Annotated in this window: 19 protein-coding genes; 7 read left to right on the top strand and 12 right to left on the bottom strand. The window is 68.7% G+C overall.

What is annotated here, in order from left to right:
- Positions 1-293: 293 nt before the first annotated feature.
- Entirely contained in the window at positions 294-2,204 is a 1,911-nt protein-coding gene (locus ACWPXE_RS28055) for an acyltransferase family protein (protein ID WP_454020448.1), read from the top strand.
- A 61-nt stretch (positions 2,205-2,265) separates the two neighbouring features.
- Here ACWPXE_RS28055 and acnA read toward each other — a convergent pair whose 3' ends face one another.
- Positions 2,266-4,956, bottom strand: a complete 2,691-nt coding sequence (acnA, locus tag ACWPXE_RS28050) for an aconitate hydratase AcnA (protein ID WP_454020447.1) — start codon at positions 4,954-4,956, stop codon at positions 2,266-2,268.
- Between the two features lie 248 nt (positions 4,957-5,204).
- Here acnA and ACWPXE_RS28045 point away from each other — a divergent pair, with 248 nt between their 5' ends.
- Positions 5,205-6,548: an ABC transporter substrate-binding protein gene (locus ACWPXE_RS28045; RefSeq protein WP_454020446.1), complete on the top strand. Its 1,344-nt coding sequence runs from the start codon at positions 5,205-5,207 to the stop codon at positions 6,546-6,548.
- A 7-nt stretch (positions 6,549-6,555) separates the two neighbouring features.
- Here the strand turns inward: ACWPXE_RS28045 and ACWPXE_RS28040 are convergent, their stop codons facing one another.
- The gene (locus ACWPXE_RS28040) at positions 6,556-7,575 is read right to left on the bottom strand and encodes a class I SAM-dependent methyltransferase (protein WP_454020445.1); all 1,020 of its coding nucleotides are present in this window, start codon (positions 7,573-7,575) and stop codon (positions 6,556-6,558) included.
- 320 nt (positions 7,576-7,895) lie between these two features.
- Between ACWPXE_RS28040 and ACWPXE_RS28035 the strand changes: the two genes are divergently transcribed.
- Together ACWPXE_RS28035 and ACWPXE_RS28030 are read left to right on the top strand one after the other, a co-directional pair.
- A complete protein-coding gene (locus tag ACWPXE_RS28035) occupies positions 7,896-8,486 on the top strand; it encodes an NUDIX domain-containing protein (protein WP_454020444.1) in 591 nt (196 codons plus the stop codon).
- A gap of 14 nt (positions 8,487-8,500) precedes the next feature.
- Complete coding sequence (locus ACWPXE_RS28030) at positions 8,501-9,121, top strand: 3'-5' exonuclease (protein ID WP_237904388.1); 621 nt, start codon at positions 8,501-8,503, stop codon at positions 9,119-9,121.
- 24 nt (positions 9,122-9,145) lie between these two features.
- Here ACWPXE_RS28030 and mtnA read toward each other — a convergent pair whose 3' ends face one another.
- Entirely contained in the window at positions 9,146-10,246 is a 1,101-nt protein-coding gene (mtnA, locus tag ACWPXE_RS28025) for an S-methyl-5-thioribose-1-phosphate isomerase (protein WP_454020443.1), read from the bottom strand.
- A gap of 145 nt (positions 10,247-10,391) precedes the next feature.
- Between mtnA and ACWPXE_RS28020 the strand changes: the two genes are divergently transcribed.
- A complete protein-coding gene (locus ACWPXE_RS28020; RefSeq protein WP_454020442.1) occupies positions 10,392-12,101 on the top strand; it encodes a sensor histidine kinase in 1,710 nt (569 codons plus the stop codon).
- A gap of 36 nt (positions 12,102-12,137) precedes the next feature.
- Here ACWPXE_RS28020 and ACWPXE_RS28015 read toward each other — a convergent pair whose 3' ends face one another.
- The 5 genes from ACWPXE_RS28015 to ACWPXE_RS27995 all read right to left on the bottom strand — a co-directional run bounded on the left by ACWPXE_RS28015 (position 12,138) and on the right by ACWPXE_RS27995 (position 17,439).
- On the bottom strand, positions 12,138-12,707 hold the full coding sequence (locus tag ACWPXE_RS28015) for a 3'-5' exonuclease family protein (protein ID WP_237904391.1): 570 nt from the start codon (positions 12,705-12,707) through the stop codon (positions 12,138-12,140).
- Between the two features lie 30 nt (positions 12,708-12,737).
- The gene (locus ACWPXE_RS28010; RefSeq protein WP_454020441.1) at positions 12,738-14,555 is read right to left on the bottom strand and encodes a putative nucleotidyltransferase substrate binding domain-containing protein; all 1,818 of its coding nucleotides are present in this window, start codon (positions 14,553-14,555) and stop codon (positions 12,738-12,740) included.
- A 117-nt stretch (positions 14,556-14,672) separates the two neighbouring features.
- The gene (locus ACWPXE_RS28005; protein WP_237904393.1) at positions 14,673-16,391 is read right to left on the bottom strand and encodes a cation acetate symporter; all 1,719 of its coding nucleotides are present in this window, start codon (positions 16,389-16,391) and stop codon (positions 14,673-14,675) included.
- A complete protein-coding gene (locus ACWPXE_RS28000; RefSeq protein ID WP_109070658.1) occupies positions 16,391-16,693 on the bottom strand; it encodes a DUF485 domain-containing protein in 303 nt (100 codons plus the stop codon). Before ACWPXE_RS28000 ends, ACWPXE_RS28005 begins: the two co-directional genes overlap by 1 nt.
- 218 nt (positions 16,694-16,911) lie before the next feature.
- The gene (locus ACWPXE_RS27995; protein ID WP_454020440.1) at positions 16,912-17,439 is read right to left on the bottom strand and encodes a DUF1178 family protein; all 528 of its coding nucleotides are present in this window, start codon (positions 17,437-17,439) and stop codon (positions 16,912-16,914) included.
- A gap of 131 nt (positions 17,440-17,570) precedes the next feature.
- Here ACWPXE_RS27995 and ACWPXE_RS27990 point away from each other — a divergent pair, with 131 nt between their 5' ends.
- Positions 17,571-18,176 carry a class I SAM-dependent methyltransferase gene (locus ACWPXE_RS27990; protein ID WP_454020439.1) on the top strand — a complete coding sequence of 202 codons (606 nt, stop codon included), beginning with the start codon at positions 17,571-17,573 and terminating at the stop codon, positions 18,174-18,176.
- Between the two features lie 7 nt (positions 18,177-18,183).
- Here ACWPXE_RS27990 and ACWPXE_RS27985 read toward each other — a convergent pair whose 3' ends face one another.
- From ACWPXE_RS27985 to ACWPXE_RS27970, 4 genes are all read right to left on the bottom strand, one after another.
- A complete protein-coding gene (locus ACWPXE_RS27985; RefSeq protein WP_454020438.1) occupies positions 18,184-19,020 on the bottom strand; it encodes a carbon-nitrogen hydrolase family protein in 837 nt (278 codons plus the stop codon).
- Complete coding sequence (grxC, locus tag ACWPXE_RS27980; protein WP_014239199.1) at positions 19,017-19,280, bottom strand: glutaredoxin 3; 264 nt, start codon at positions 19,278-19,280, stop codon at positions 19,017-19,019. The genes ACWPXE_RS27985 and grxC overlap by 4 nt, the downstream gene beginning before the upstream one ends.
- Before the next feature lie 89 nt (positions 19,281-19,369).
- Positions 19,370-20,110: a ComF family protein gene (locus tag ACWPXE_RS27975; protein WP_454020437.1), complete on the bottom strand. Its 741-nt coding sequence runs from the start codon at positions 20,108-20,110 to the stop codon at positions 19,370-19,372.
- Between the two features lie 13 nt (positions 20,111-20,123).
- Positions 20,124-20,390, bottom strand: coding sequence for a flagellar biosynthetic protein FliQ (locus ACWPXE_RS27970; protein ID WP_145701156.1), 267 nt, complete (start codon positions 20,388-20,390; stop codon positions 20,124-20,126).
- Between the two features lie 94 nt (positions 20,391-20,484).
- On the opposite strand from ACWPXE_RS27970, the gene ACWPXE_RS27965 reads away from it, so the two are divergent.
- Positions 20,485-21,381 carry a methyltransferase domain-containing protein gene (locus ACWPXE_RS27965; RefSeq protein WP_454020436.1) on the top strand — a complete coding sequence of 299 codons (897 nt, stop codon included), beginning with the start codon at positions 20,485-20,487 and terminating at the stop codon, positions 21,379-21,381.
- Positions 21,382-21,389 lie beyond the last annotated feature (8 nt).

The raw sequence follows: 21,389 nt of genomic DNA, 5'->3' as shown, positions 1-21,389 counted from the left end.
TTCATTCAATAATTCACTTCAACACGCCGTCGCGATGGCATACCATCGAAATCACAGGCACTTTCCTATCAAGGGCATCGAAAACAATAAGGCAATCCAGGCGATAAGAACGCCAAATTTACGCCTACGCCGTGAAGTCTTTCAGTCTTCATTGAGTTGTCAGAGAGCGATCTCACCGCTTCCCCTCGCGTAGCCGGGCATTCCCCTCCTCCCTCGTCGCTCGCCTCCCGCCGCAGAACCGGGTTCGGGACCGCCGACCCGCGTCGCCGTTCCACCCAAACCTTGCGGGTCCCATGACGTACCGCCCCGACATCGACGGCCTTCGCGCGGTATCGATCCTTTCGGTTCTGCTGTTCCATGCGAAGTTTTCCCTGTTCAGCGGCGGATACGTCGGCGTCGATGTGTTCTTCGTGATTTCCGGTTACCTCATCGGCTCGATCGTTCTGAACGACGCGCAGCGCGGCCGCTTTTCCCTCGCCGACTTTTATGTCCGCCGCATCCGCCGCATCCTTCCCGCCCTGTTCGCGGCGCTGGCGGTCACCGCGGTGCTCGCCCTGTTTTTGCTGTCGCCCCAGGAGTTGAAGAGTTTTTCCCAGAACCTCGCGGCGACCACGCTGTTCTCGTCCAACATCGTCTATTATCTGAAGTCCAGTTACTTTGAGAACGCGGCGGAGATGAACCCGCTTCTCCACACCTGGTCGCTGGGGGTGGAGCAGCAATTCTACATCGTCTTCCCACTCGCCGTGCTGGCCCTGCTCCCGTACGGGCGTTCGGTGTGGGTCGCCGTCCTGCTGGCGGCGGCGGCGGCGTCCTTCGCCTTGGGCGTATCGCTGGTCCGGGATCATCCGGTGGCAGCCTTCTACCTGCTGCCGCCCCGGCTGTGGGAGTTGGTGTTGGGCGCCCTTCTCGCCTTCGGCGCCGTTCCGGACATCCGCGGCCGCGCGGTGCGGGAGTTGGCCTGCATGGTCGGTGCCGCCCTGATCCTCGTCAGCGTGTTCGCCCTATCCGAGGCCACGGCCTTTCCAGGCTACGCCGCGCTGCTGCCTTGCCTGGGCGCAGCGCTGATCATCCATGCGGGGCGGGGCGGCTCGACGATGGTCGGGAGAGTGCTGACGCTGCGCCCCATGGTCTTCATCGGCCTGATCTCCTACTCCATGTACATCTGGCATTGGCCGCTGATGGTCTTCGCGCGGTTCTACAAGGGGCGGGACCTGACCACCAAGGAGACGCTGGTCCTTCTCGCGGCCATCGCCGCGGTGTCCGTGCTGTCCTGGCGGCTGATCGAAATTCCCTTCCGCAAACCCAGGGCAAATCTCGGGACGGAGTCGGGACGCCGGCCGTCCAAGGTCTTCGCCCGGACCGGCTGGGTCATGGCGGGGTTGGCGGGGGTCGGGCTGCTCGGCCATCTGTCCAACGGGCTGCCGCAGCGCTTCACCGACTACACGCCGCAGGACATCTCAGGGCGGGAACTCTACAAGGAACACACCTGCTTCCTCGAAACCGACCAGTCCCCCGAGGCGTGGCCGGGCGTGGAGAACTGCCGGATCGGCCCCCTGAAGGCGGAGGCGCCCACCGCCCTGCTGTGGGGGGATTCCTTCGCGGCCCATTATGTGCCGGGGCTCCAGACCGTCGCCGACACCCTGCCCTACAACATCGTCCAGTACACGGCGTCGGGCTGCCCGCCCATCAGGGATCTGTCCGTCAACGCCCGCCCGAACTGCCAGGACTTCAACAGCCGCGTCGACGAGATCATCGACCGCAACGGCATCCGCACCGTTATCATGGCGGCGCGGTGGGAATGGTACATGGACACGAACGCCCTCGATCTCCGCCGCCTGCACGCGACCGTGGAGGCCCTGCTGAACCGGGGCATCCGCATCGTGGTGCTGGGGCAGAGCCCGGTGTTCCGCTTCCGCAACCCCTACGACCACACCTACTTCATGAAGTCGGATCGGGCCTATTCGATCACCGGCCGAGCCGCCGACCAGCCGGTCATCGCCGCGACGCAAGGCGCGCAGTTCGTCGACACCTCTGACTATTTCTGCGACCCCGACCCCTGCAAGGCCCACCCGCTCTGCCGGATCAGGGACGACCAGGGCTTCTACTTCCTGGACCAGGGCCATTTCTCGACCCGTGGCAGCACCCTGATCGTGCAGAGCATCCAGGAGAGCCTGCGCAGCCCCGACCCGTCTTACGGGGAGTGATACCCCACCGGAACGCCGCGAGGCGGGAAGGCGTGGCCGCCCCCCGCCCCGGCGGCCATCGCTACTTCGCCAGATTGCGCAGGACGAAGTTCAGCACGCCGCCGTTCCGGTAATACTCGACCTCGTCCACCGTATCGATGCGCAGCAGCAGCGGCACCTGCCGGGTCTGGCCGTCGGCGCGGGTGATGGTCATCGTCACGTCCTTGCGCGGGCGCAGGTCCTGCTCGATGCCGTCGATGTCGAAGGTCTCCGTGCCGTCCAGCGCCAGATCGTTGCGGGTCAGCCCGTCCTTGAACTGCAACGGCAGGATGCCCATCCCGACGAGGTTGGAGCGGTGGATGCGCTCGAAGCTCTCGGCGATCACGGCGCGGATGCCCAGCAGCTTGGTGCCCTTGGCCGCCCAGTCGCGGCTGGAGCCGGTGCCGTACTCCTTGCCGGCGATCACCACCAGCGGCACGCCCTCCTGGGCGTAGCGCATCGCCGCGGTGTAGATCGGCAACTGCTCGCCCGAGGGGTAGTGCCGGGTCTCGCCGCCCTCCACGCCCGCCAGCATCTCGTTGCGGATGCGGATGTTGGCGAAGGTGCCGCGCATCATCACCTCGTGGTTGCCGCGCCGCGCGCCGTAGGAGTTGAAGTCCTGTGGGCGCACCTGATGGCTCAACAGATACTCGCCGGCCGGGCTGGTCTTCTTGATCGAGCCGGCGGGCGAGATGTGGTCGGTGGTGATGCTGTCGCCCAGAACGGCCAGCGCGCGGGCGCCCCGCACGTCGCTCACCGCGTCGGGGGTCTTCGGCATGTCGGCGAAGAAGGGCGGCAGCTTCACGTAGGTGCTGCCCGCCTGCCACTCGTAGGTCTGGCCCTCGGCGGTCCGGATGCCGCGCCACTGCTCCGGCCCCTCGAACACGTTGCCGTAGCGGCTGCGGAACATCTCCGCCGACAGCGAGGCGTCGATGGCGTCCTGGACCTCCTGGTTGGTCGGCCAGACGTCCTTCAGATAGACGGGCTGGCCGTCATGGCCGGTGCCGATGGGGTCCTTGGCCAAGTCGATCTTCATGTTGCCGGCCAGCGCGTAGGCGACGCACAGCGGCGGCGAGGCCAGATAGTTCGCCCGCGTGTGCGGGTTCACCCGGCCTTCGAAGTTGCGGTTGCCCGACAGCACCGCGGCGACCACGAGGTTGCCCTCCTCCACCGCCGCGGCGATGGGGTCGGGCAGCGGGCCGCTGTTGCCGATGCAGGTGGTGCAGCCGTAGCCGACGATGTTGAAGCCGAGCTGGTCGAGGTAGGGCTGGAGCCCGGCCTTGGCCAGATAGTCGGTGACCACCTGCGATCCCGGCGCCAGCGAGGTCTTGACCCAGGGTTTGGACTTCAGCCCCTTCTCCACCGCCTTGCGGGCGAGCAGGCCGGCGGCCACCAGCACCGCCGGGTTGGAGGTGTTGGTGCAGGAGGTGATGGCGGCGATCACCACCGCCCCCTGGTCGAGGTTGTAGCCGCAGCCCTGGACGGGGACCGAGCGGTCGGCGTCCTCCGCCTTGAAGGTGCCGACCAGATCGCCGCTGAAGCTCTGCGCCGCCTGGGACAGCGGCACGCGGTCCTGCGGGCGCTTCGGGCCGGCCAGCGACGGCTCGACCGTCGTCATGTCCAGCTCCAGCGTGTCGGTGAAGACGGGGTCCGGGGTGCCGGCGTCGCGCCACATGCCCTGGGCGCGGGCGTAGGCCTCGACCATCGCCACGCGGTCGGCGTCGCGGCCGGTGAAGGTCAGGTAGCGGATGGTCTCCGCGTCGATCGGGAAGATGCCGCAGGTGGCGCCGTATTCCGGGGCCATGTTGCCGATGGTGGCGCGGTCGGCCAGCGTCAGGTGGTCCAGACCGGACCCGTAGAACTCCACGAACTTGCCGACCACGCCCTTCTTGCGCAGCATCTGGGTGACGGTCAGCACGAGGTCGGTGGCCGTCGTGCCCTCCTTCAGCCGCCCGGTCAGCTTGAAGCCGACAACCTCGGGAATCAGCATGGAGATGGGCTGGCCGAGCATGGCCGCCTCCGCCTCGATGCCCCCGACGCCCCAGCCCAGCACGCCCAGCCCGTTGACCATGGTGGTGTGGCTGTCGGTGCCGACCAGCGTGTCGGGATAGGCGACGAGCTTGCCCGACGGGTCGCTGTCGGTCCACACGCCCTGGGCCAGATACTCGACGTTCACCTGATGACAGATGCCGGTGCCCGGCGGCACGACGCGGAAATTGTCGAAGGCTTTCTGGCCCCAGCGCAGGAAGGCGTAGCGCTCCAGGTTGCGCTCGAACTCCAGCTCGACGTTCTTCTCGAAGGCGGACGGGTTGCCGAAGTAATCGACCATCACCGAGTGGTCGATGACCAGATCGACCGGGACCAGCGGGTTGATCTTCTTGGGATCGCCGCCCAGCGCGGCCATCGCCTCGCGCATCGCCGCCAGATCGCAGACCGCCGGCACGCCGGTGAAGTCCTGCATCAGCACGCGCGCCGGGCGATAGGCGATCTCACGGTCGGACCGCTTGTCGTGAAGCCACTGGGCCACCGCTTTGACGTCGTCGGTGGACACGGTGCGCCCGTCCTCGAAGCGCAGGAGATTCTCCAGCAGCACCTTCATGGAATAGGGCAGCCGGGAGAGGTCGCCCAGCCCGGCGTCCTCCGCAGCCTTGATGCTGAAATAATCGTAGCTCTTGCCCCCGACGGACAGGGAACGGCGGGTTTTCAGCGAGTCCTGACCGGTGAACGTCGTCACGGCACCCCTCCTTCGCGTTATTGGCGGACCGGCCGGGCGGCGGCCATGGTTTCCGCATGTCTCAACCGCCTGATTTAGTGCCGATCCCGCCCCCCTTCAAACGGCGCCTTGCAAAGGGCAGGCAAGCGGAAGCGTGGGGGCTGCGCTCTCTTCGTGCGAAACGGGGCCGGTCCGTACTAGAATCGCGCAAAACGACAACCAAGCGAATGGGCGGAACGGCCCGGCGCGCGACGGGTGGAGGAAACGGAATGGCATGGCGCGCCCCAGCTTTGGCGGCGGTGGCCCTGGCGATGGCGGTGCTGTGCGCCCCGGCCAAGGCCACTTCGGAGTCGCCGCAAGGGGCGCAGTTTTTCCCCCACCTTGTCTACCGCAGCGGCCCCTACGCGCCCTACGGCATCCCGCTGGCCGACGGGGTGGCCGATTATCTGACGCTGGTCAACCGGCGCGATGGCGGCATCGGCGGGGTGCCCATCGCCTGGGAAGAGTGCGACACCGGCTACAACACCGACCGCGGGGTGGACTGCTACGAGCGGCTGAAGGCCAAGGGGCCGACCGGCGCCGCCGCCGTCCTGCCGCTGTCCACCGGCATCACCTACGCCCTGATCGAACGCGGGGCCGCCGACCATATCCCGGTCTTCTCCTCCGGCTACGGGCGGGCGGACGTGTCGGACGGGCGGGTCTTCCCCTACGCGGTCAACGCCCCGGCCAGCTATTGGACGGGCATCGACGCCGCGATCAGCCACATCGCAACGGAGCTGGGCGCCACGGAGCTGGGCGGGACGGAGCGGCTGCGCGGGCGGAGAATCGCCTACGTCTATCACGACAGCGCCTTCGGCAAGGAGCCGCTGCCCATGCTGGAGGCGCTGCGCGGCCGGCTCGGCTTCGAGATGCGCAGCTTCCCCGTCGCCCCGCCCGGGCTGGACCAGCGCGCCGTCTGGACACAGATCGCCCGCCACTACCGGCCCGATTACGTGATCCTGTGGGGCTGGGGCGTGCAGAACTCCACCGCCCTGCGCGAGGCCGCCGCCGCCGGCTATCCGGCCGACCGCATGATCGGCGTCTGGTGGGCCGGGTCGGAGCTGGACGTCCGGCCGGTCGGTGCGGCGGCGGTCGGATACAAGGCGGTGGCCTTCCACGCCGCCGGGGCGGACCTGCCGGTGATCCGCGCCATCCGCGAGCAGGTCCACGGCCACGGGCTGGGAACCGGCGATCCCGGGCAGATCGGCACGGTGCTCTACAACCGCGGGGTCTTCAACGCCGCCGTCTTGGTCGAGGCCATCCGCACCGCGCAGGGCAAATACGGGCGCCGGCCGCTGACCGGGGCGCAGGTCGCCTGGGGCTTCGATCATCTGGACCTGACCGCCGAACGGCTGGCCGATCTGGGGCTGGACGGCTTCATGCAGCCGCTGCGCATCACCTGCGCCGACCATGAGGGGATCGTGCCGCTGCATGTGCAGCAGTGGGACGGGGAGCGCTGGCTGGACGTCTCCGGCCCCATCGAGCCGCGCCGCGCCCTGATCCGCAAACTGGTGGCGGAGTCGGCCCGGCGTTTCGCGGCGGAGCGCAAGATCGAGCCACGCGCCTGCGATTAGGAAATCGTCAGGTCGGGCGCATCGCCACGTAGCGGCAGAAACGCAACCCGCTGCCCAGCACGCGCAGCCGCGACCACCACAGCGCCAGCTCGCGGGCCAGCGCCTTGAGCACGCGGGGCTCGGGGGCGGCGGTCTTCAACGCCTCGCCCAGCCGGCGCACCCGCTCCACGGCCTGACGACGGTGGAACTGGGTCAGATCCTCGGAAATGCGCAGGTCCAGGTTGCGCTGTGTCAGCTCATCAGCCATGCGGGTGCCCGACCAGGGATAGACCTCCAGCGGCTCGGAGTCGCGCCAGCCGTTCCAGCTTTCCCAGGAGGACGGCGTGCCCTCGATCACATAGTCGAACAGCAGCACGCCGCCCTTCGGCTTCACGCAGTCGCAGACGCGGTCGAGGAAATTCTCCTTGTCGCGCACCCGGTGCATCACCCGGTCGGCCAGCACGAGGTCGAAGGAGCCCGCTTGGTTGAAATGCTCGGGGTCGTAATGGCCGATCGGCGCCTTCTTCGACACACCCAGCGCCTTGGACCGCTCCATCCCCAGCTTCGCCAGCAGGGGCGACATCTCCAGCCCGGTTACCCAGGTGTCGTAGCTGTCGACGATACCGCGCGCCGGCCCGCCCAGCCCCGCCGAGAGATCCAGCACGCTCTTGGCCGGGTTCAGCCCGAAGGAGCGGACGGATTCGACCATCCATTGCGCGTCACCGGGACCGACGCAGTCCTGCCCCCACAGCATCTGCGCCCCTTCCGTGCGGGCGACCGACCAGACCGGTTCGCCCTGACGGTCCAGTTGCAGATTCTCCAGCCGTTCCAGGTCGGCATCGGGCCGCGGCGCCTCGGGCGGCAGGGCGGCAGCCGGCACGGCGGAACCCAGCGCCGCCACCGGGCCGCGCAGGGGCAGGCGGGAGGCGGGGGCGGTGCGGGCCAGCCGGGACAGGGCGGCGAGGTCGTAGCCTTCCCACCAGGCGACGAATTTCGTCCGCCAGTCGGGATTGCGCCAGCGCTCCCTATCCTGAAAATTGTGCCGCATCCGGCGCTGCGTTTCCAAAATTGCTGCCCCACGAAGGACGGCCACCGCCGGCATCAACGGATACCGCACAATATAGAGGTAGACCTCAACAGTCGGGGAGTCAAGTAACCAGCACGAACAGTTGGAGAGGACTTGCATGAACTGTCGCGAAAATTTTATCTAACTATGAAATATTTCCGCAACACCCACCTCTTGCGGTCCCGAAGGCGGCGCGCGGCACGGTGGCCGAAGCGCGCCGCGTTGCAGCATCGCGGCGCAATGCCTATAGTTCCGCCCCAGCACCCCGCAGCCTGTCCCCACACCGCTCAAGGAGCACCGGCGTGCCACACAAGACCGGCAATCCCTGGACCGTCCTGACGACCAAGCCGATCTACGAGAATCCGTGGATGCGGGTGGTGGAGCACGACGTGCTGACCCCGCTCGGCACCCCCGGCATCTACGGCGTCATGCACGCCCAGAATCTGGCGACCGGGGTGCTTCCCATCGACGACCAGGGCCGCGTCACGCTGGTCGGCCAGTACCGCTTCCCCTTGGAGCAGTACAGTTGGGAAATCCCGGAGGGCGGCGGCAAGAAGGGCGTCGAACCGGTGGAGTCGGCCAAGCGGGAGCTGCTGGAGGAGACCGGCCAGAGCGCCCGCCACTGGCTGCCGATCCTGACCATGCATCTGTCCAACAGCATCACCGACGAGACCGCCCATTGCTTTCTCGCCTGGGGGATCGAGCAGGGGCAGGCCGAACCGGAGGAGACCGAGGTCCTGCAACTGCGCCACGTCCCCTTCGCGGAGGCCTACGCCATGGTCAAGCGCGGGGAGATCACCGACGCCATCGCGGTGGCCTGCCTGCTGAGGGTCCGCCTGATGGCGCTCGACGGCGATCTGCCCGAGGACGTCACCCGCCTGATCCTGGGCTGAGGGGCGGAGAGATCATGCAGGCCGTCGCCATCGACTTCGAAACCGCCAACGAATCGCGGACCAGCGCCTGCTCCATCGGCGTCGCCTGGATTGAGGACGGGCGCGTGGTGGAGACCGAGGAGCATCTGATCCGCCCGCGGGAGATGCGCTTCAACCCCTTCAACACCGCTGTCCACGGCCTGCGGGCGGAGGATGTCGCCGGCGCGCCGGAGTTTCCCGAGGTCTGGCACCGCTTCGCCCGCCGGCTGGATGGCCGGCTGGTGCTGGCCCACAACGCCTCCTTCGACATCAGCGTGCTGCGCCACACGCTGGACGATTACGGGCTGGTGTGGCCGGCCTGCAGCTACCTCTGCACGGTGGTGCTGGCGCGCCGGGCGTGGCCGCAACTGGCCGCGCACAAGCTGAATTATCTGGCCGACCATCTGGGGATTGCGCTCGACCACCACCGCGCCGGCAGCGACGCCGAGGCCTGCGGGCGCATCGCGCTCGCCGCCACCAGCGTTCTGGGGCTGGAGCGGCTGGCCGACATCGCCGCGGCCACCGGCATCACGTTCGGGCAGCTGGCGCCGGGCGGCTACAGCCCCTGCAAGGGCGGCAACCCGCCGCGGCGGCGCAAGCTGGTGCCGGTGGTTTAGAGGGAAGCGTGTGGGGCAAGTGCCTCACACGCCACTCCGCTCCGGAAACAGCCCTGCCAATCCTTCCGCGCTTGCCGGACACACGCCGCGCTCGGTCACCAGACCGGTCACCAGACGGGCCGGGGTCACGTCGAAGCCGTAATTGACCGCCGGGCTGCCGGCCGGGGTGACGCGGATGGTTTCGATCCGCCCGTCGGCGGTGATGCCGGTCAGCTCGGTCAGCTCGCGGGAGTCGCGCTCCTCGATGGGGATCTCCTTCACCCCGTCCGCCATCCCCCAGTCGATGGTCGGCGAGGGCAGCGCGACGTAGAAGGGCACGCCGTTGTCGTGGGCGGCCAGAGCCTTGAGGTAGGTGCCGATCTTGTTGCAGACATCGCCGGTCGCCGTGGTGCGGTCGGTGCCGACGATGCACAGATCCACCATGCCGTGCTGCATCAGATGGCCGCCGGTGTTGTCCACCACCACCGTGTGGGGCACGCCGTGGCGGTTCAGCTCCCAGGCGGTCAGGCTGGCGCCCTGGTTGCGCGGGCGCGTCTCGTCCACCCAGACATGCAGGCGGATGCCCTCCTCGAAAGCGACATAGACCGGGGCGAGCGCGGTGCCCCAATCGACGGTGGCGAGCCAGCCGGCGTTGCAGTGGGTCAGCACGTTCACCGCCTCGCCCGGGCCCTTGCGGCGGGCGGCCTCGCGGATCAAAGCGGCGCCGTGCTCGCCGATGGCGCGGTTGATGGCAACATCCTCGTCGCAGACCGCGGCCGCTTCGGCGTAGGCGGCCTCGGCGCGGGCGGCGGGCGGCAGCGGAGCCAGACGGGCGCGCATCCGCTCCAGCGCCCAGCGCAGGTTGACCGCGGTCGGGCGGGTGGCGAGCAGCCGCGCGCCGGCTTCCCCCAGCGCGGCATCGGACGGGTCGGCCCGCATGGCCAGCGCGACGCCGTAGGCGGCGGTCGCCCCGATCAGCGGCGCCCCGCGCACCAGCATGGCGCGAATGGCGTGGGCGGCTTCCTCCAGGTCGGTCAGCCGCGCGACGGCGAAATCATGCGGCATCCGCGTCTGGTCGATGATCTCCACAGACCAGCCGTCCTGCGCCAGCCAGATGGTGCGGTAGGCCGTGCCGTCGATCTTCATACGCCATACTCCCCGCGCTCGATGCTGCTTCGGCCTTTCGGCCCGGCGCGACAATAGGGGGTGGCGCGGCGCGGTTCAACGGGCGTACCCAGGGAACAGGAGCCTGCAAAAAAGTGTTGGTCCGCCACGAAAGCCACGACCATCGATGCTCAACGGCCTCTCCCCCATGCCCCTGCGCGCCCTGCGATCCAAAGGTTCCCCTCTGCTCTACCGGATGCCGGGGTCGGCGCTGGTCCTGATGGTCTGCGCGGTGGCGCTGCTGCTGACGCTCGGGCTGTCGGCCAGCTTCGCGTTGCGCGACCGGGCAGCGGCCCTGCAGCACGCCCAGGACACCGCCGGCAACGCGAGCCTGCTGGTCGCGGAGCACGCGGCCCGGCTGGTGGAGACCAGCGACCTGATCCTGAAGCAGGCGGTCCAGTTCGCCGGACCGGCGGACGCCCCGCTGCCCAGCGACCGGGCGGGCTGGGAGCGCTACGCGGCGCTGGTGCGGGGCACGCCCTATCTGGTGTCGATCTGGCTGTTCGACGCCGAGGGGAACGCCGTCCTGACCACCCGCCGCTTTCCCACCCCGGCGATGAACGTCGCCGACCGCGACTATTTCGTGGCCCAGCGGGCCGGCGGCAGCGAGGCGGGCGGCCATCTCTTCATCACCGCACTGGACAACAGCCGCTACAGCCAGGAGCCGCTGATCCTCCTCTCGCGCCCGCTGGCCGCCGCACCGGGGCAATTCCGCGGCGTGGCCCTGGTCGCCGTCTCGCCGCGCTACGTCCGCGACATCTACAAGAGCTTCGACTTCGACTACGCCCGCTCCATCACCCTGCGCCGGGCCGACGGCACGGTGCTGCTGCACGAGACCCAGGGGCCGGACGCCACCGACAGCGCGTTGGCGGAGGCCGCCGGGGAGCCGGAAATCTCCGCGCTGCGCCGGGTGGACAGTGTACCCGTGACCGCCGAGGTGGCCATCCCGGTGAGCAGCGTCATGGATCGGTGGCACGGGCAGCTTTGGACCTACATCTCCTACGCGCTGGCGGCCTTGGCCGCCGTGGCGGTGATCGGCGGGATGGCCCTTCAGCGCGCCCGGCGGGAGCGGCAGGCGGAGAACGCGCTCCAGCACGCCTACGACACGCTGGAGGAACGGGTCCTGCAGCGCACGGCGGAGCTGGCGCAGACCAACGCCCAGCTCGAAACGGTGGTGACCGACAAGGAGGTTTTGCTGAAGGAGGTTCAGCACCGGGTGAAGAACAACCTTCAGGTCATCTGCAGCCTGTTGCGCCTTCAGGCCGCCCGCATCGACGAGCCGGCCCGCCGCGCCTTCGACGAGAGCCTGCGCCGCATCCAGTGCATGAGCCTGATGCAGGAACTTCTCTACCGCTCCGAGCAGCCGGCGCGCATCGACTTCGCCGACTATCTGCGCCAGCTCTGCGACGGGCTGGTCCGCTCGACCAACCCGACCGGGGCGCGGCTGACGGTGAACGCCCCCCAGCCCTGGAGCCTCGACGTTGATCAGGCCACCCCGCTCGCCCTGATCGCCAGCGAGCTGGTGTCGAACGCGCTGCTCCACGCCTTCCCCCTCGGCCATCCCGGCACGGTGAGCGTGGAGCTGCTGCCGGAGGGGAGCGAGGGCATGCGGATGGTGGTGCGCGACGACGGCACCGGCCTGCCGCCCGATCCGTCCGCCGCGCAAAGCCGCGCGACCGACAAGCGCCAGAGCGGGCTGGGGCTGGTTCTGGTGCGGGCGCTGGCCCAGCAGGCCGGGGCGGCGGTGACCATCGACCGCCAGCCGGACGGCGGACCGGGCACCCGCTTCATCGTGTCGGTGCCGACCCTCGCCAAGACGCAGACGAAAGCCGCCTGAAAGGGGTCAGCCTGAAGTGGGCCGCCCGAGGAGCCGTCAGGGCCGCGGCGGCTCCAGGCGCAGATAGACCATGGCGGAAGCGAGCGCGCTGGCGTAGGCGTCCTCCCCGGCGCGCGGCGGCAGGTCGAGATCGCGCAGGATGCTGTCCAGCCGCAGATCGACCGCGTATTTGCCAGGCGCCTTGGCCTTGCGGCCGTAATACAGGCTGGACACCTCGATGCGCTGGTTCGGCAGCGCCATGCCGACCATCGGCTGCACCAACCGGTCGAGAAGCCCCACGGTGAAATCCAAGTAGTACCCGACCAGCGGCCGGTTGCCGATGAAGGCCAGCAGGCGGGACAGCGCGGGCTCCGCCGGTTCGGTGGGCCAGAAGGACAGGATCAGGCGCTGGCTGGTCAGGACGCGGCCGCCGCGGATGCGCAGCGCCGCGACGCCGCGCAGATCCGCCGTGGCCGCATCGAAGGAGGTGGCCTCGCAATGGATCGCCACCCGCTCCCCGGTCTCCTCCCCGGACAGCAGCAGGGCTCGATCGGGATGTTCGGGCATCGCCGGAACGGACGGCGCTCCCCCGTTGGCCACCACGCTGGCAATGGTCTCGGTCGGCATGCCGCCTCCTCTCCCCGCGCGCCCGGCGGGTCAATGGTTCAGGTGGAAGTGGTAGGCGAGCAGTTCCTTGAACTTCTTCACCAGCGCCAGACAATCCTTGAACTGGTCGCGGTCGAGCTTGCCCAAGGTCTCCGTACGGACGAGGTTGTCGGTCTGGGTGCCGGACACGCTGCCGTCCAGCCCGGCCTTCAGCCGCAGCGTGGACAGGAAGGTGAAGGCGTCGGCCAGTTCGCCCGCCATGCTGCGGTCGAAAACGCCCTGGTCGGCGAGCGCCCAGATGCGTTCGGTCGTGTTGGTCTCCGCCATGTGCTTCTCCAGCGCCAGCGCGCGGACGCCGTGGACGATGGGGAAGATGCCGGCCTTCTTGATGTCCACCGCCTCGCTGCGGCGCCGTTCGAACAAGCCGCCGAACAGACCCGACGGCGTGTCGAACGCGAGCGCCGGGCGGGCGAAGGCGGTGAAGAACATCTGGTTGTCCTGAAGCCGGCCCAGCAGGTAGCCCTTCGCCTCGGCCAGCAGGGCGGCGTCCCCGGCCACCGCCGCCGCGTCGTAGAAGATGGCGAGGTTCATCTGCGCCGCTTCGTCGGGCCGGTGGATCCAGTGGAAGAGGGAATCTTTGTACAGCGCCAGCGGGCGCGTCCAGTCCGGGTTGGACACCATGATGCGCCCCGGGCAGGGCGGGTAGCCGAACTCGACCAGATGGCGGGTGAAGGCGTCGGTCACCTGCGACAGGGATGGGCAGTCGTAGCCGTCGCGCAGGATCAGACCGTTGTCCTGGTCGGTCTTCAGAAGCTGCTCGCCGCGCCCCTCGCTGCCCATCACGATCAGGCAGGAGTTGGCCAAAAGGTCGGGCGGCGCCAGCAGTTCGAACAGGCGGCGGAAGATCTTGCGGTTCAGCTCGGTCACGAGGTCGGCGATGAAGGACACCTTGACGCCCGTGCCGTGCAGCGTGCGGATCAGCCCGACGATGTCCTGGCTGGCCCGGCCCAGATCCTCCGGCGTGGCGGCGCGGTCGACCTTGAGCGCGACGACCTGGGAATGGTTGGACAGGACGGCCAGCAGGTCGGTCTGCTCCAGCAGGCCGGCGACCGCGCCCTGCTCGGTGATGACCAGACGGCGCACCGAATGCTTGGTCATCAGGATCAGCGCGTTGAACAGCAGGTCGTCGCGATCCAGAGCCAGCAGCTCGTAGCGGGCGAGCGGCCCCACCGGGCTGTCCACCGGCCGCCCCTCCAGCACCACGAGGTCGCGCAGGTCGGTGCCGGTCAGGATGCCGACGCGCCCCCCGTTTTTCGGATCGCCATCCCGGACCAGCACACTGCTCGCCTGGTTCCGCTTCATCGCCGCCGCCGCGTCGCGCAGGGACGCCCCGGCCTCGACGAAGACCGGCGGGTGCAGATAGGCCTGCCGGATGCGCGCCATCGTCAGCGCGGCGGTTTCGCGGTTGGATCGCTCGTTGGCCAGCGCGCTCAGCCGGTCGGCGAACGCCTGCTGGATCACCGCGCCGAAGGCGGCGTTCTCGTGCGCCAGTTCGAGAAGGATCGGACGCGGCACCAGATCGCACAGCGTGTCCTCCGCCGCGACGAAGCTGCGCGCCTGCCCGTCGGAGAACAGCGCCTGGAGGTCGAAGCTGTCGTGGGCGCCGTGCACCGCCACCACCTCGCCGCCCCGGCGTTCGTGGACCAGCCCCTGCCGCACCACGAACAGGCAATCCGCCGGCTCGTCCCGGCTCAGGATCACGCCGTCCCGGGCGTAGACGCCGAGGTCGAGCGCGGCGGCGAGCCGCTGCCGCTGCTCCGGCGTCAGGCGGTCGAAGGGGGAGACGGAGAAATCGAAAGCGTCGGACAAAATCCGCTCCACGAACCGGCGGGTGAATAAAAAAGGCGCCTCAAGACCGTGGTCTTGAGGCGCCTTGAAGATTACACCAGCCCCCTCATCTGCGGAAGGCGGGTGCGACCATTCGCATTAGTGAGCGGAAGCCCCTTCGGCGCCCAGGCCGGTCTGCGACCGGATGTACTGGGCCTTGTAAGCCTCGCGCTCGTCCTGCGCCGCCTTGCTGTTGTCGGTGATCGAGAAGAACCAGATCGCCAGGAACGACAGCGGGATGGTGAAGGCGCCCGGGTTGTCGTACGGGAAGATGGCGGCCGGGTTGCCCAGCACCGACTTCCACACGGTCGGACCCAGGATCAGCAGCGTCACCGAAGACACCAGGCCGATCCAGCCGCCCAGCACGGCGCCGCGGGTGGTCATCCGGCCCCAGAACATCGACATCAGCAGAACCGGGAAGTTCGCCGAGGCCGCGATCACGAAGGCGAGGCCGACCATGAAGGCCACGTTCTGGTTCTCGAAGGCGATGCCGAGGAAGATCGAGACGATGCCGATGACCACCGTGGTGATCTTCGACACGCGGATCTCGTCATGCTCCGACGCACGGCCCTTGGCGATCACCGAGGCGTACAGATCGTGCGACACGGCCGAGGCGCCGGCCAGCGTCAGGCCCGCGACCACTGCGAGGATGGTGGCGAAGGCCACCGCCGAGATGAAGCCGAAGAACAGGTCGCCGCCCACCGCGTGCGCGGTGTGGATGGCCGCCATGTTGGAGCCGCCGATGATCATCGCCGGGTTGGGCTTGCCGCCCGCCGCCGCCAGCTTGGCCGCGTCGAGGAACGGATAGGCGCCGGTGGCGTCCGGGGCCAGCAGCAGCACGATGGCGCCGAAGCCGATGATGAAGGTCAGGATGTAGAAGTAGCCGATGAAGCCGGTCGCGTAGAACACCGACTTGCGGGCCTCGCGGGCGTCCGACACCGTGAAGAAGCGCATCAGGATGTGCGGCAGGCCGGCGGTGCCGAACATCAGCGCCATGCCCAGCGAGATCGCCGAGACCGGGTCGGTGATGAGGGCGCCCGGCGCCATGATGCCGGTCGCCTTCGGGTGGACCTGCGTGGCCGTGGCGAACATCGCCTCCGGGCTGAAGCCGAACTTGGCGAGCACCGCGAAGGCCATGAAGGAGGCGCCCGACAGCAGCAGCACGGCCTTGATGATCTGCACCCAGGTGGTGGCGAGCATGCCGCCGAAGGTCACGTAGGCGATCATCAGGACGCCGACGATCACCACCGCCCACATGTAGTCGAGGCCGAACAGCAGCTGGATCAGCTTGCCGGCGCCGACCATCTGGGCGATCAGGTAGAAGGTCACCGTGGCGAGCGAGCCGCAGGCGGCCATCGTGCGCATCGGGGTCTGCTGGAAGCGGTAGGAGGCGACGTCGGCGAAGGTGTACTTGCCGAGGTTGCGCAGGCGCTCAGCGACCAGGAACAGGATGATCGGCCAGCCGACCAGCCAGCCCACCGAGAAGATCAGGCCGTCGAAGCCGGAGGTGTAGACGAGGCCGGCGATGCCGAGGAAGGAGGCCGCCGACATGTAGTCGCCGGCGATGGCGAGGCCGTTCTGGAAGCCGGTGATGCCGCCGCCGGCGGCGTAGAAGTCCTTCGCCGACTTCGTGCGGCGCGCCGCCCAGTAGGTGATGCCGAGCGTGGCCAGCACGAAGATCAGGAACATGACGATCGCCGAGAAGTTCGTCGCCTGCTTCTGAACCGCGCCTTCGACCGCCGCCGCGTGCACCGACGCGGGGATGAGCGCGCCGGCCGCAACGGCCGCGACGCCCACACGATTGACCAGCGAACGCATCACTTCGACTCCTCCATGATCTGCCGGTTCAGCTCATCGAACTCGCCGTTCGCCCGATGCACGTAGATGCCGGTCAGGATGAAGGCGGAGATGATGGTGAAGAGGCCGACGGGGATACCCCAGGTGGTCACGCCATTGCCGATCGGGGTACCCAGGAACCCCTTGCCGAACGCGACCAGCAGGATGAAGCCGAAGTAGATGACGAGCATGGCGATCGAAAGCGTCCACGCGAATGCGCTACGCTTCTGCACCAGCTCCTGAAACTTGGGATTCGCGAGAATCCTCTGAGCGTTTTCTTTCATAGTGCGTCCCCTCGCGAGTGCCGAGCGATTTTTGCAAGGTCATATTAGACACTCGGGCCATATGGTCTTTGTAACGAACTATCCCGTCAACAACTTTGATGCAGGCCAACCGCTAAAAAGCGGCTTGACGCAGCCCGCGGCCGTTGTTCCGGAGGTTCGTTCACAAACCCATGGCAGCGAAAGGGCAAGGGGTGCACGAAATATTGTGAAGCGTGGGCTTAAGAATTGGTGCGCGGAAGCCAAGGTATGCGACCAAAAGTCACACCTTCCTCCTTCAACTCCTCCGCTTCCTTGTCGGTGGCCTCGCCATAGATTCCGCGCGGATCGGTTTCGCCATAATGGATGCGCCGCGCCTCTTCCGCGAAACGCTCCCCGACGTAATCGCAATTCGTTTCAACCGTGCGGCGAACTTCCGCCAATTGACGCATAACCTCCGCCGCGAAGCGCTCGCGCAGTTCTGCCGGCACGGGGGGCGTTGCGGACGCGGGGGGAGCCGTGGGCACCGTTGCAGCGCCGCCTGCCTCTGCGGGCACCGCTTCCGGCGCGCCGCCGTCCCGGGGAGCCTCATCCCTGGAGCGCCCGCTTTTGGCGATGCGCGGGGCCATGGGGGCCTTGGTGATGTGCGTGTCGCCGCAGACCGGGCAGGCGATGGCCTTGGCGGCAGCCTGCGTCTCGTAGGCGTCGCCGTTGCGGAACCAGGCTTCGAACCGGTGGTCGGCCGTGCATTTCAGAACGAAGAGGATCATGTCCCCGTCGGATGCTCCACAATGAGAAGAACGGATGGTCATGATATACGGTCGGTGACCGGTTGCCAGTTCAGCACGACGCCGGCGTCGCGGTCAAACACACGTCATGAAAGAGCGGAAGGATCCGTCCCTTGTCCACACCGTCCCTCGCCGGATCGCCCCATTCCGCGATCAGCCCGCCGTCCCCCTGGGTCGCGCGCTTCGCGCCGCTGGTGCGCACGGGCGGCCCGGTGCTCGACCTCGCCTGCGGGTCGGGGCGGCACCTGCGGCTGTTCCAGGCGCGCAACCACCCGGTGGTCGGGCTGGACCGCGATCTGCGCGGGGTGGCCGACCTGACCGGGACGGCGGGGGTGGAACTGGTGGAGGCCGATCTGGAGAGCGAAGCACCCGTACCGCTGCTGCACGACCGCCGCTTCGCCGCGATCGTGGTGACCAACTACCTGCACCGCCCGCTGTTCCCCGCCATCCTCGACGCGTTGGAACCCGGCGGCCTTCTCCTTTATGAGACCTTCGCCCTGGGCAACGCCCGCTTCGGCCGCCCCGCCTCCCCCGCCTTCCTGCTGCGCAGCGGCGAGCTTCTGGAGGTGGCGTGCGGGCGTCTGCAGGTCGTCGCCTACGAGCATGGCGAGGTCGCCTCGCCTAAGGCCGCGGTCGTTCAGCGGCTGTGCGCGGTCAAGGATCTGGAGGCCGGAAGCGGCCTGGACGGCGACCCGGAGCCCCGCCCCCTGCCCGCCTGACGGCCGCTCAGAAGCCGACCCGCTCCAGCGTGAAGGTCCGGTCGTGGGTAAGGGCCGGCACCATGCGGCGGGCCTCCTCGACGCGGGCCATGTCCAGCTCCGCCAGGACAAAGCCCACCGCCTCCTCGGCGTCGGCCAGCACCTCGCCCCAGGGGGCGACGATCAGGGAATGACCGTAGGTCAGCCGTCCCTGGTCGTGGCTGCCGGTCTGGGCCGGGGCCAGGACGAAGCAGCCCGTCTCGATGGCGCGGGCGCGCAGCAGCGTGTGCCAGTGCGCCTGCCCGGTCGGCACGGTGAAGGCCGCCGGCACCGTCAGGATCGACGCCCCCGCCTGGGCCAGCGCCCGGTAGAGATAGGCGAAGCGCAGGTCGTAGCAGACGGTCATCCCCACCCCGCCCCAGGGCGTGGCGGCCAGGACCGCGCGGTCGCCGGGCCGGAAGGTCGCGGATTCGCGGTAGCTCTCCCCGCCCTTCAGGTCAACGTCGAACATGTGGAGCTTGTCGTAATGGGCGACGACCCGCCCCTTGGCGTCAAACAGGCAACTGCGGTTGGCCACCCGCCCATCGTCGAGCAGGACGCCCAGCGTCCCGGCGAGCAGCCAGGCTCCCGTCTCCCGCGCCAGATCGGCGAAGAAAGGGATCGCCGGATGCTCGTCCGCCGGCTTCACCCGCTCCAGAACCTTGGCGCGGCCCTGGACGATCATGCTGACATTCTCGGGCAGGGCGATGAAGTCCGCCCCGGCGTCGCGCGCCCGGCGGACCAGATCGCCCGCCGCCTGAAGGTTCGGAAGAATCTCCGTGCCCGCGTTGACCTGGACGCAGGCGGCCTTCAGGACGCCGCTCATCCCCCGATTCCCAGGATCGGGTCGAGCTTGCCGGCGCGGTCCAGCGCGTGGATGTCGTCGGAGCCGCCGTAAGGCTTGCCGTCGATGAAGACCTGCGGGACGGTCATGCGCCCCTCGGCCCGCTGCACCATCTCCTCGCGGCGGCCCGGCTGCATGTAGAGGTCGATCTCCTCATACGCCACCCCCTTGCTGTCGAGCAGACGCTTGGCGCGCGAGCAATAGGGGCAGAAGGGCGTGGTGTAGATGACGACGTCGGCCATGCGGAGGGCTCCTTGGCTGTTTTGAACGGTTATAAGATCAACCGTCGCACGACGTCACCCGTTACGTTGTCATGGCTCACACTCACGGCTCACGTCTTGACGACGCGCGCCAGGGTCAGTGCGTCCACCCGCTCCGCCCCGGCGCGCAGCAGAATCCGCGCGCATTCCGACAGGGTCGCCCCGGTGGTCAGCACGTCGTCGACCAGGACGATGCGCTTTCCCGCAACCCGCGGCTCCAGCCCCGGCCGGACCGCGAAGGCTCCCTTGACGTTCCGCCGCCGCCCCGAGCGGTCGAGCCCGCCCTGCGACGGGGTGGACCGGCGGCGGATCAGCAGGTCGGGAATCACCGGACGCCCGGCCTGCCGGCCCGCCGCCTGGGCGAGCAGGGCCGCCTGGTTGTAGCGGCGCCGGAACAGCCGAAGGCGGTGCAGCGGCACCGGGGCCAGCAGGTCGGCGTCGGCCAGCAGTTCCGCCCCGGCGCGGGCCATCCAGGCGCCGTAGGCCACGGCGGCGTGGATGCGGTCGCCATGCTTGAAGCCGAGGACCAGCGGGCGGCTGCCGTCGTCGTAGGCCAGGACGGCGCGGGCGCGGGCGAAGACCGGAACCTCCGCGATGCAGGCGCCGCACAGCGGCTCCCCCTCCAGCGCGAAGTCGAAGGGCGTGCCGCAACAAGCGCAGAGTGGAGGTGCGATGAAGGTCAGGCCGCTCCAGCACGGCGCGCAGAGGCCGCCCTGCCGGTCCACCGCCCCGCCGCAGCACAGGCAGCGCGGCGGCAGCAGCGTGTCGAGAATTCCCCCTAAAACCTTGGTCGCCAGCCGCTGAAGGGCCATCGCGGCGCGCCCCTCAGTTCAGGCCGGCGATGCGGTCGAAGATCACGAAGGTGTAGTCGCGCAGCGCGATGTAGATCGCCGGCCCGGTGATGAACAGAAGCGCCAGCGTCGCGAAGATCTTCAGATCCTGCTGCAGCGTCGATTCGTTGATGTTGGTCGCCTGCTGGAAGATGGTCATCAGCATGCCGAGCACCGTGGTGACGACGAGGACCGGGGTGGTGATCTTGATGATGACGATCAGCGCCTCATAGGTGGCGCCGATGGCTTCCTCGATGCCCATGGCCAAGCTCCCGCGACATTCAGGACCGACCATAGCACAATGCCGCCCCTTCGCCGATGGTTGTAGCCCGCCGGGGCTGGGCTATATTGCGGGCATGACCACGCCCGACAGCATGACCGTCTTCGACCGCGCGCTCGTCCGCCGCCGCCGCGACCGCGCCGTCCCCGCCTTCGCCGAACACGCCTTCCTGTTCGAGGAGGTCGCCGAACGCCTCGTCGACCGGCTGGAGGACGTGGCCCGCCCCTTTCCCACCGTGCTCGACCTCGGCGCCCATGACGGGGTGATGGGGCGGACGCTGCGCGGACGCAAGGGCGTCGAGACGCTGGTCGCCTGCGACCTCTCCCCCGGCTTCGCCCGGCGGGTCGGGCCGCTGGCCGTCGCCGCCGACGAGGAACTCCTGCCCTTCGTGCCGGAGACCTTCGACCTCGTGGTCAGCAACCTCAGCCTCCACTGGGTCAACGACCTGCCGGGGGCGCTGGTCCAGGTGCGGCAGGCGCTGAAGCCCGACGGCTTCTTCTGCGCGGCCATGCTGGGCGGGGAAACGCTGCTGGAACTGCGCCGCTGCCTGTATGAGGCGGAGATGGAGGTGGCCGGCGGCGTGTCGCCCCGCGTGTCGCCCTTCGCCGAGATCCGCGACGTCGGCGGGCTGATGCAGCGCGCCGGCTTCGCCCTGCCGGTGGTGGACAGCGACGTCATCACCGTCACCTACAGCGACGCCTTCCGCCTGATGCGCGACCTGCGCGGCATGGGCGAGACCAATGCCGTCCTCGCCCGCCGCAAGGTGCCGGCCACCCGCGCCCTGCTGTTCGACGCCGCCCGCCGCTACGCCGAGCGCTACGCCGAACCGGATGGCCGCATCGAGGCGACCTTCCAGATCCTCTATCTTGCCGGCTGGTCGCCGCACGAGAGCCAGCAGCAGCCGCTCAAGCCCGGCTGCGGCGAGGTCCCGCTGGGCGAGGCGCTGAAGGGGTCGGCCGAGAAGCTTCGGTAATCCGGAGC

It is taken from the genome of Azospirillum sp. Marseille-Q6669 (assembly GCF_965111635.1).
Note: the sequence above shows the minus strand (reverse complement) of the source record. Positions and strands in the feature narration are given on the sequence as shown.

Coding starts and splice junctions, on each gene's coding strand:
- ACWPXE_RS28055 (WP_454020448.1), top strand. CDS start 294: ATGACGTACCGCCCCGACATCGACGGCCTTCGCGCGGTATCGATCCTT.
- ACWPXE_RS28045 (WP_454020446.1), top strand. CDS start 5,205: ATGGCATGGCGCGCCCCAGCTTTGGCGGCGGTGGCCCTGGCGATGGCG.
- ACWPXE_RS28040 (WP_454020445.1), bottom strand. CDS start 7,575: ATGCGGCACAATTTTCAGGATAGGGAGCGCTGGCGCAATCCCGACTGG.
- ACWPXE_RS28030 (WP_237904388.1), top strand. CDS start 8,501: ATGCAGGCCGTCGCCATCGACTTCGAAACCGCCAACGAATCGCGGACC.
- mtnA (WP_454020443.1), bottom strand. CDS start 10,246: ATGAAGATCGACGGCACGGCCTACCGCACCATCTGGCTGGCGCAGGAC.
- ACWPXE_RS28020 (WP_454020442.1), top strand. CDS start 10,392: ATGCTCAACGGCCTCTCCCCCATGCCCCTGCGCGCCCTGCGATCCAAA.
- ACWPXE_RS28015 (WP_237904391.1), bottom strand. CDS start 12,707: ATGCCGACCGAGACCATTGCCAGCGTGGTGGCCAACGGGGGAGCGCCG.
- ACWPXE_RS28005 (WP_237904393.1), bottom strand. CDS start 16,391: ATGCGTTCGCTGGTCAATCGTGTGGGCGTCGCGGCCGTTGCGGCCGGC.
- ACWPXE_RS28000 (WP_109070658.1), bottom strand. CDS start 16,693: ATGAAAGAAAACGCTCAGAGGATTCTCGCGAATCCCAAGTTTCAGGAG.
- ACWPXE_RS27995 (WP_454020440.1), bottom strand. CDS start 17,439: ATGATCCTCTTCGTTCTGAAATGCACGGCCGACCACCGGTTCGAAGCC.
- ACWPXE_RS27985 (WP_454020438.1), bottom strand. CDS start 19,020: ATGAGCGGCGTCCTGAAGGCCGCCTGCGTCCAGGTCAACGCGGGCACG.
- grxC (WP_014239199.1), bottom strand. CDS start 19,280: ATGGCCGACGTCGTCATCTACACCACGCCCTTCTGCCCCTATTGCTCG.
- ACWPXE_RS27975 (WP_454020437.1), bottom strand. CDS start 20,110: ATGGCCCTTCAGCGGCTGGCGACCAAGGTTTTAGGGGGAATTCTCGAC.
- ACWPXE_RS27970 (WP_145701156.1), bottom strand. CDS start 20,390: ATGGGCATCGAGGAAGCCATCGGCGCCACCTATGAGGCGCTGATCGTC.
- ACWPXE_RS27965 (WP_454020436.1), top strand. CDS start 20,485: ATGACCACGCCCGACAGCATGACCGTCTTCGACCGCGCGCTCGTCCGC.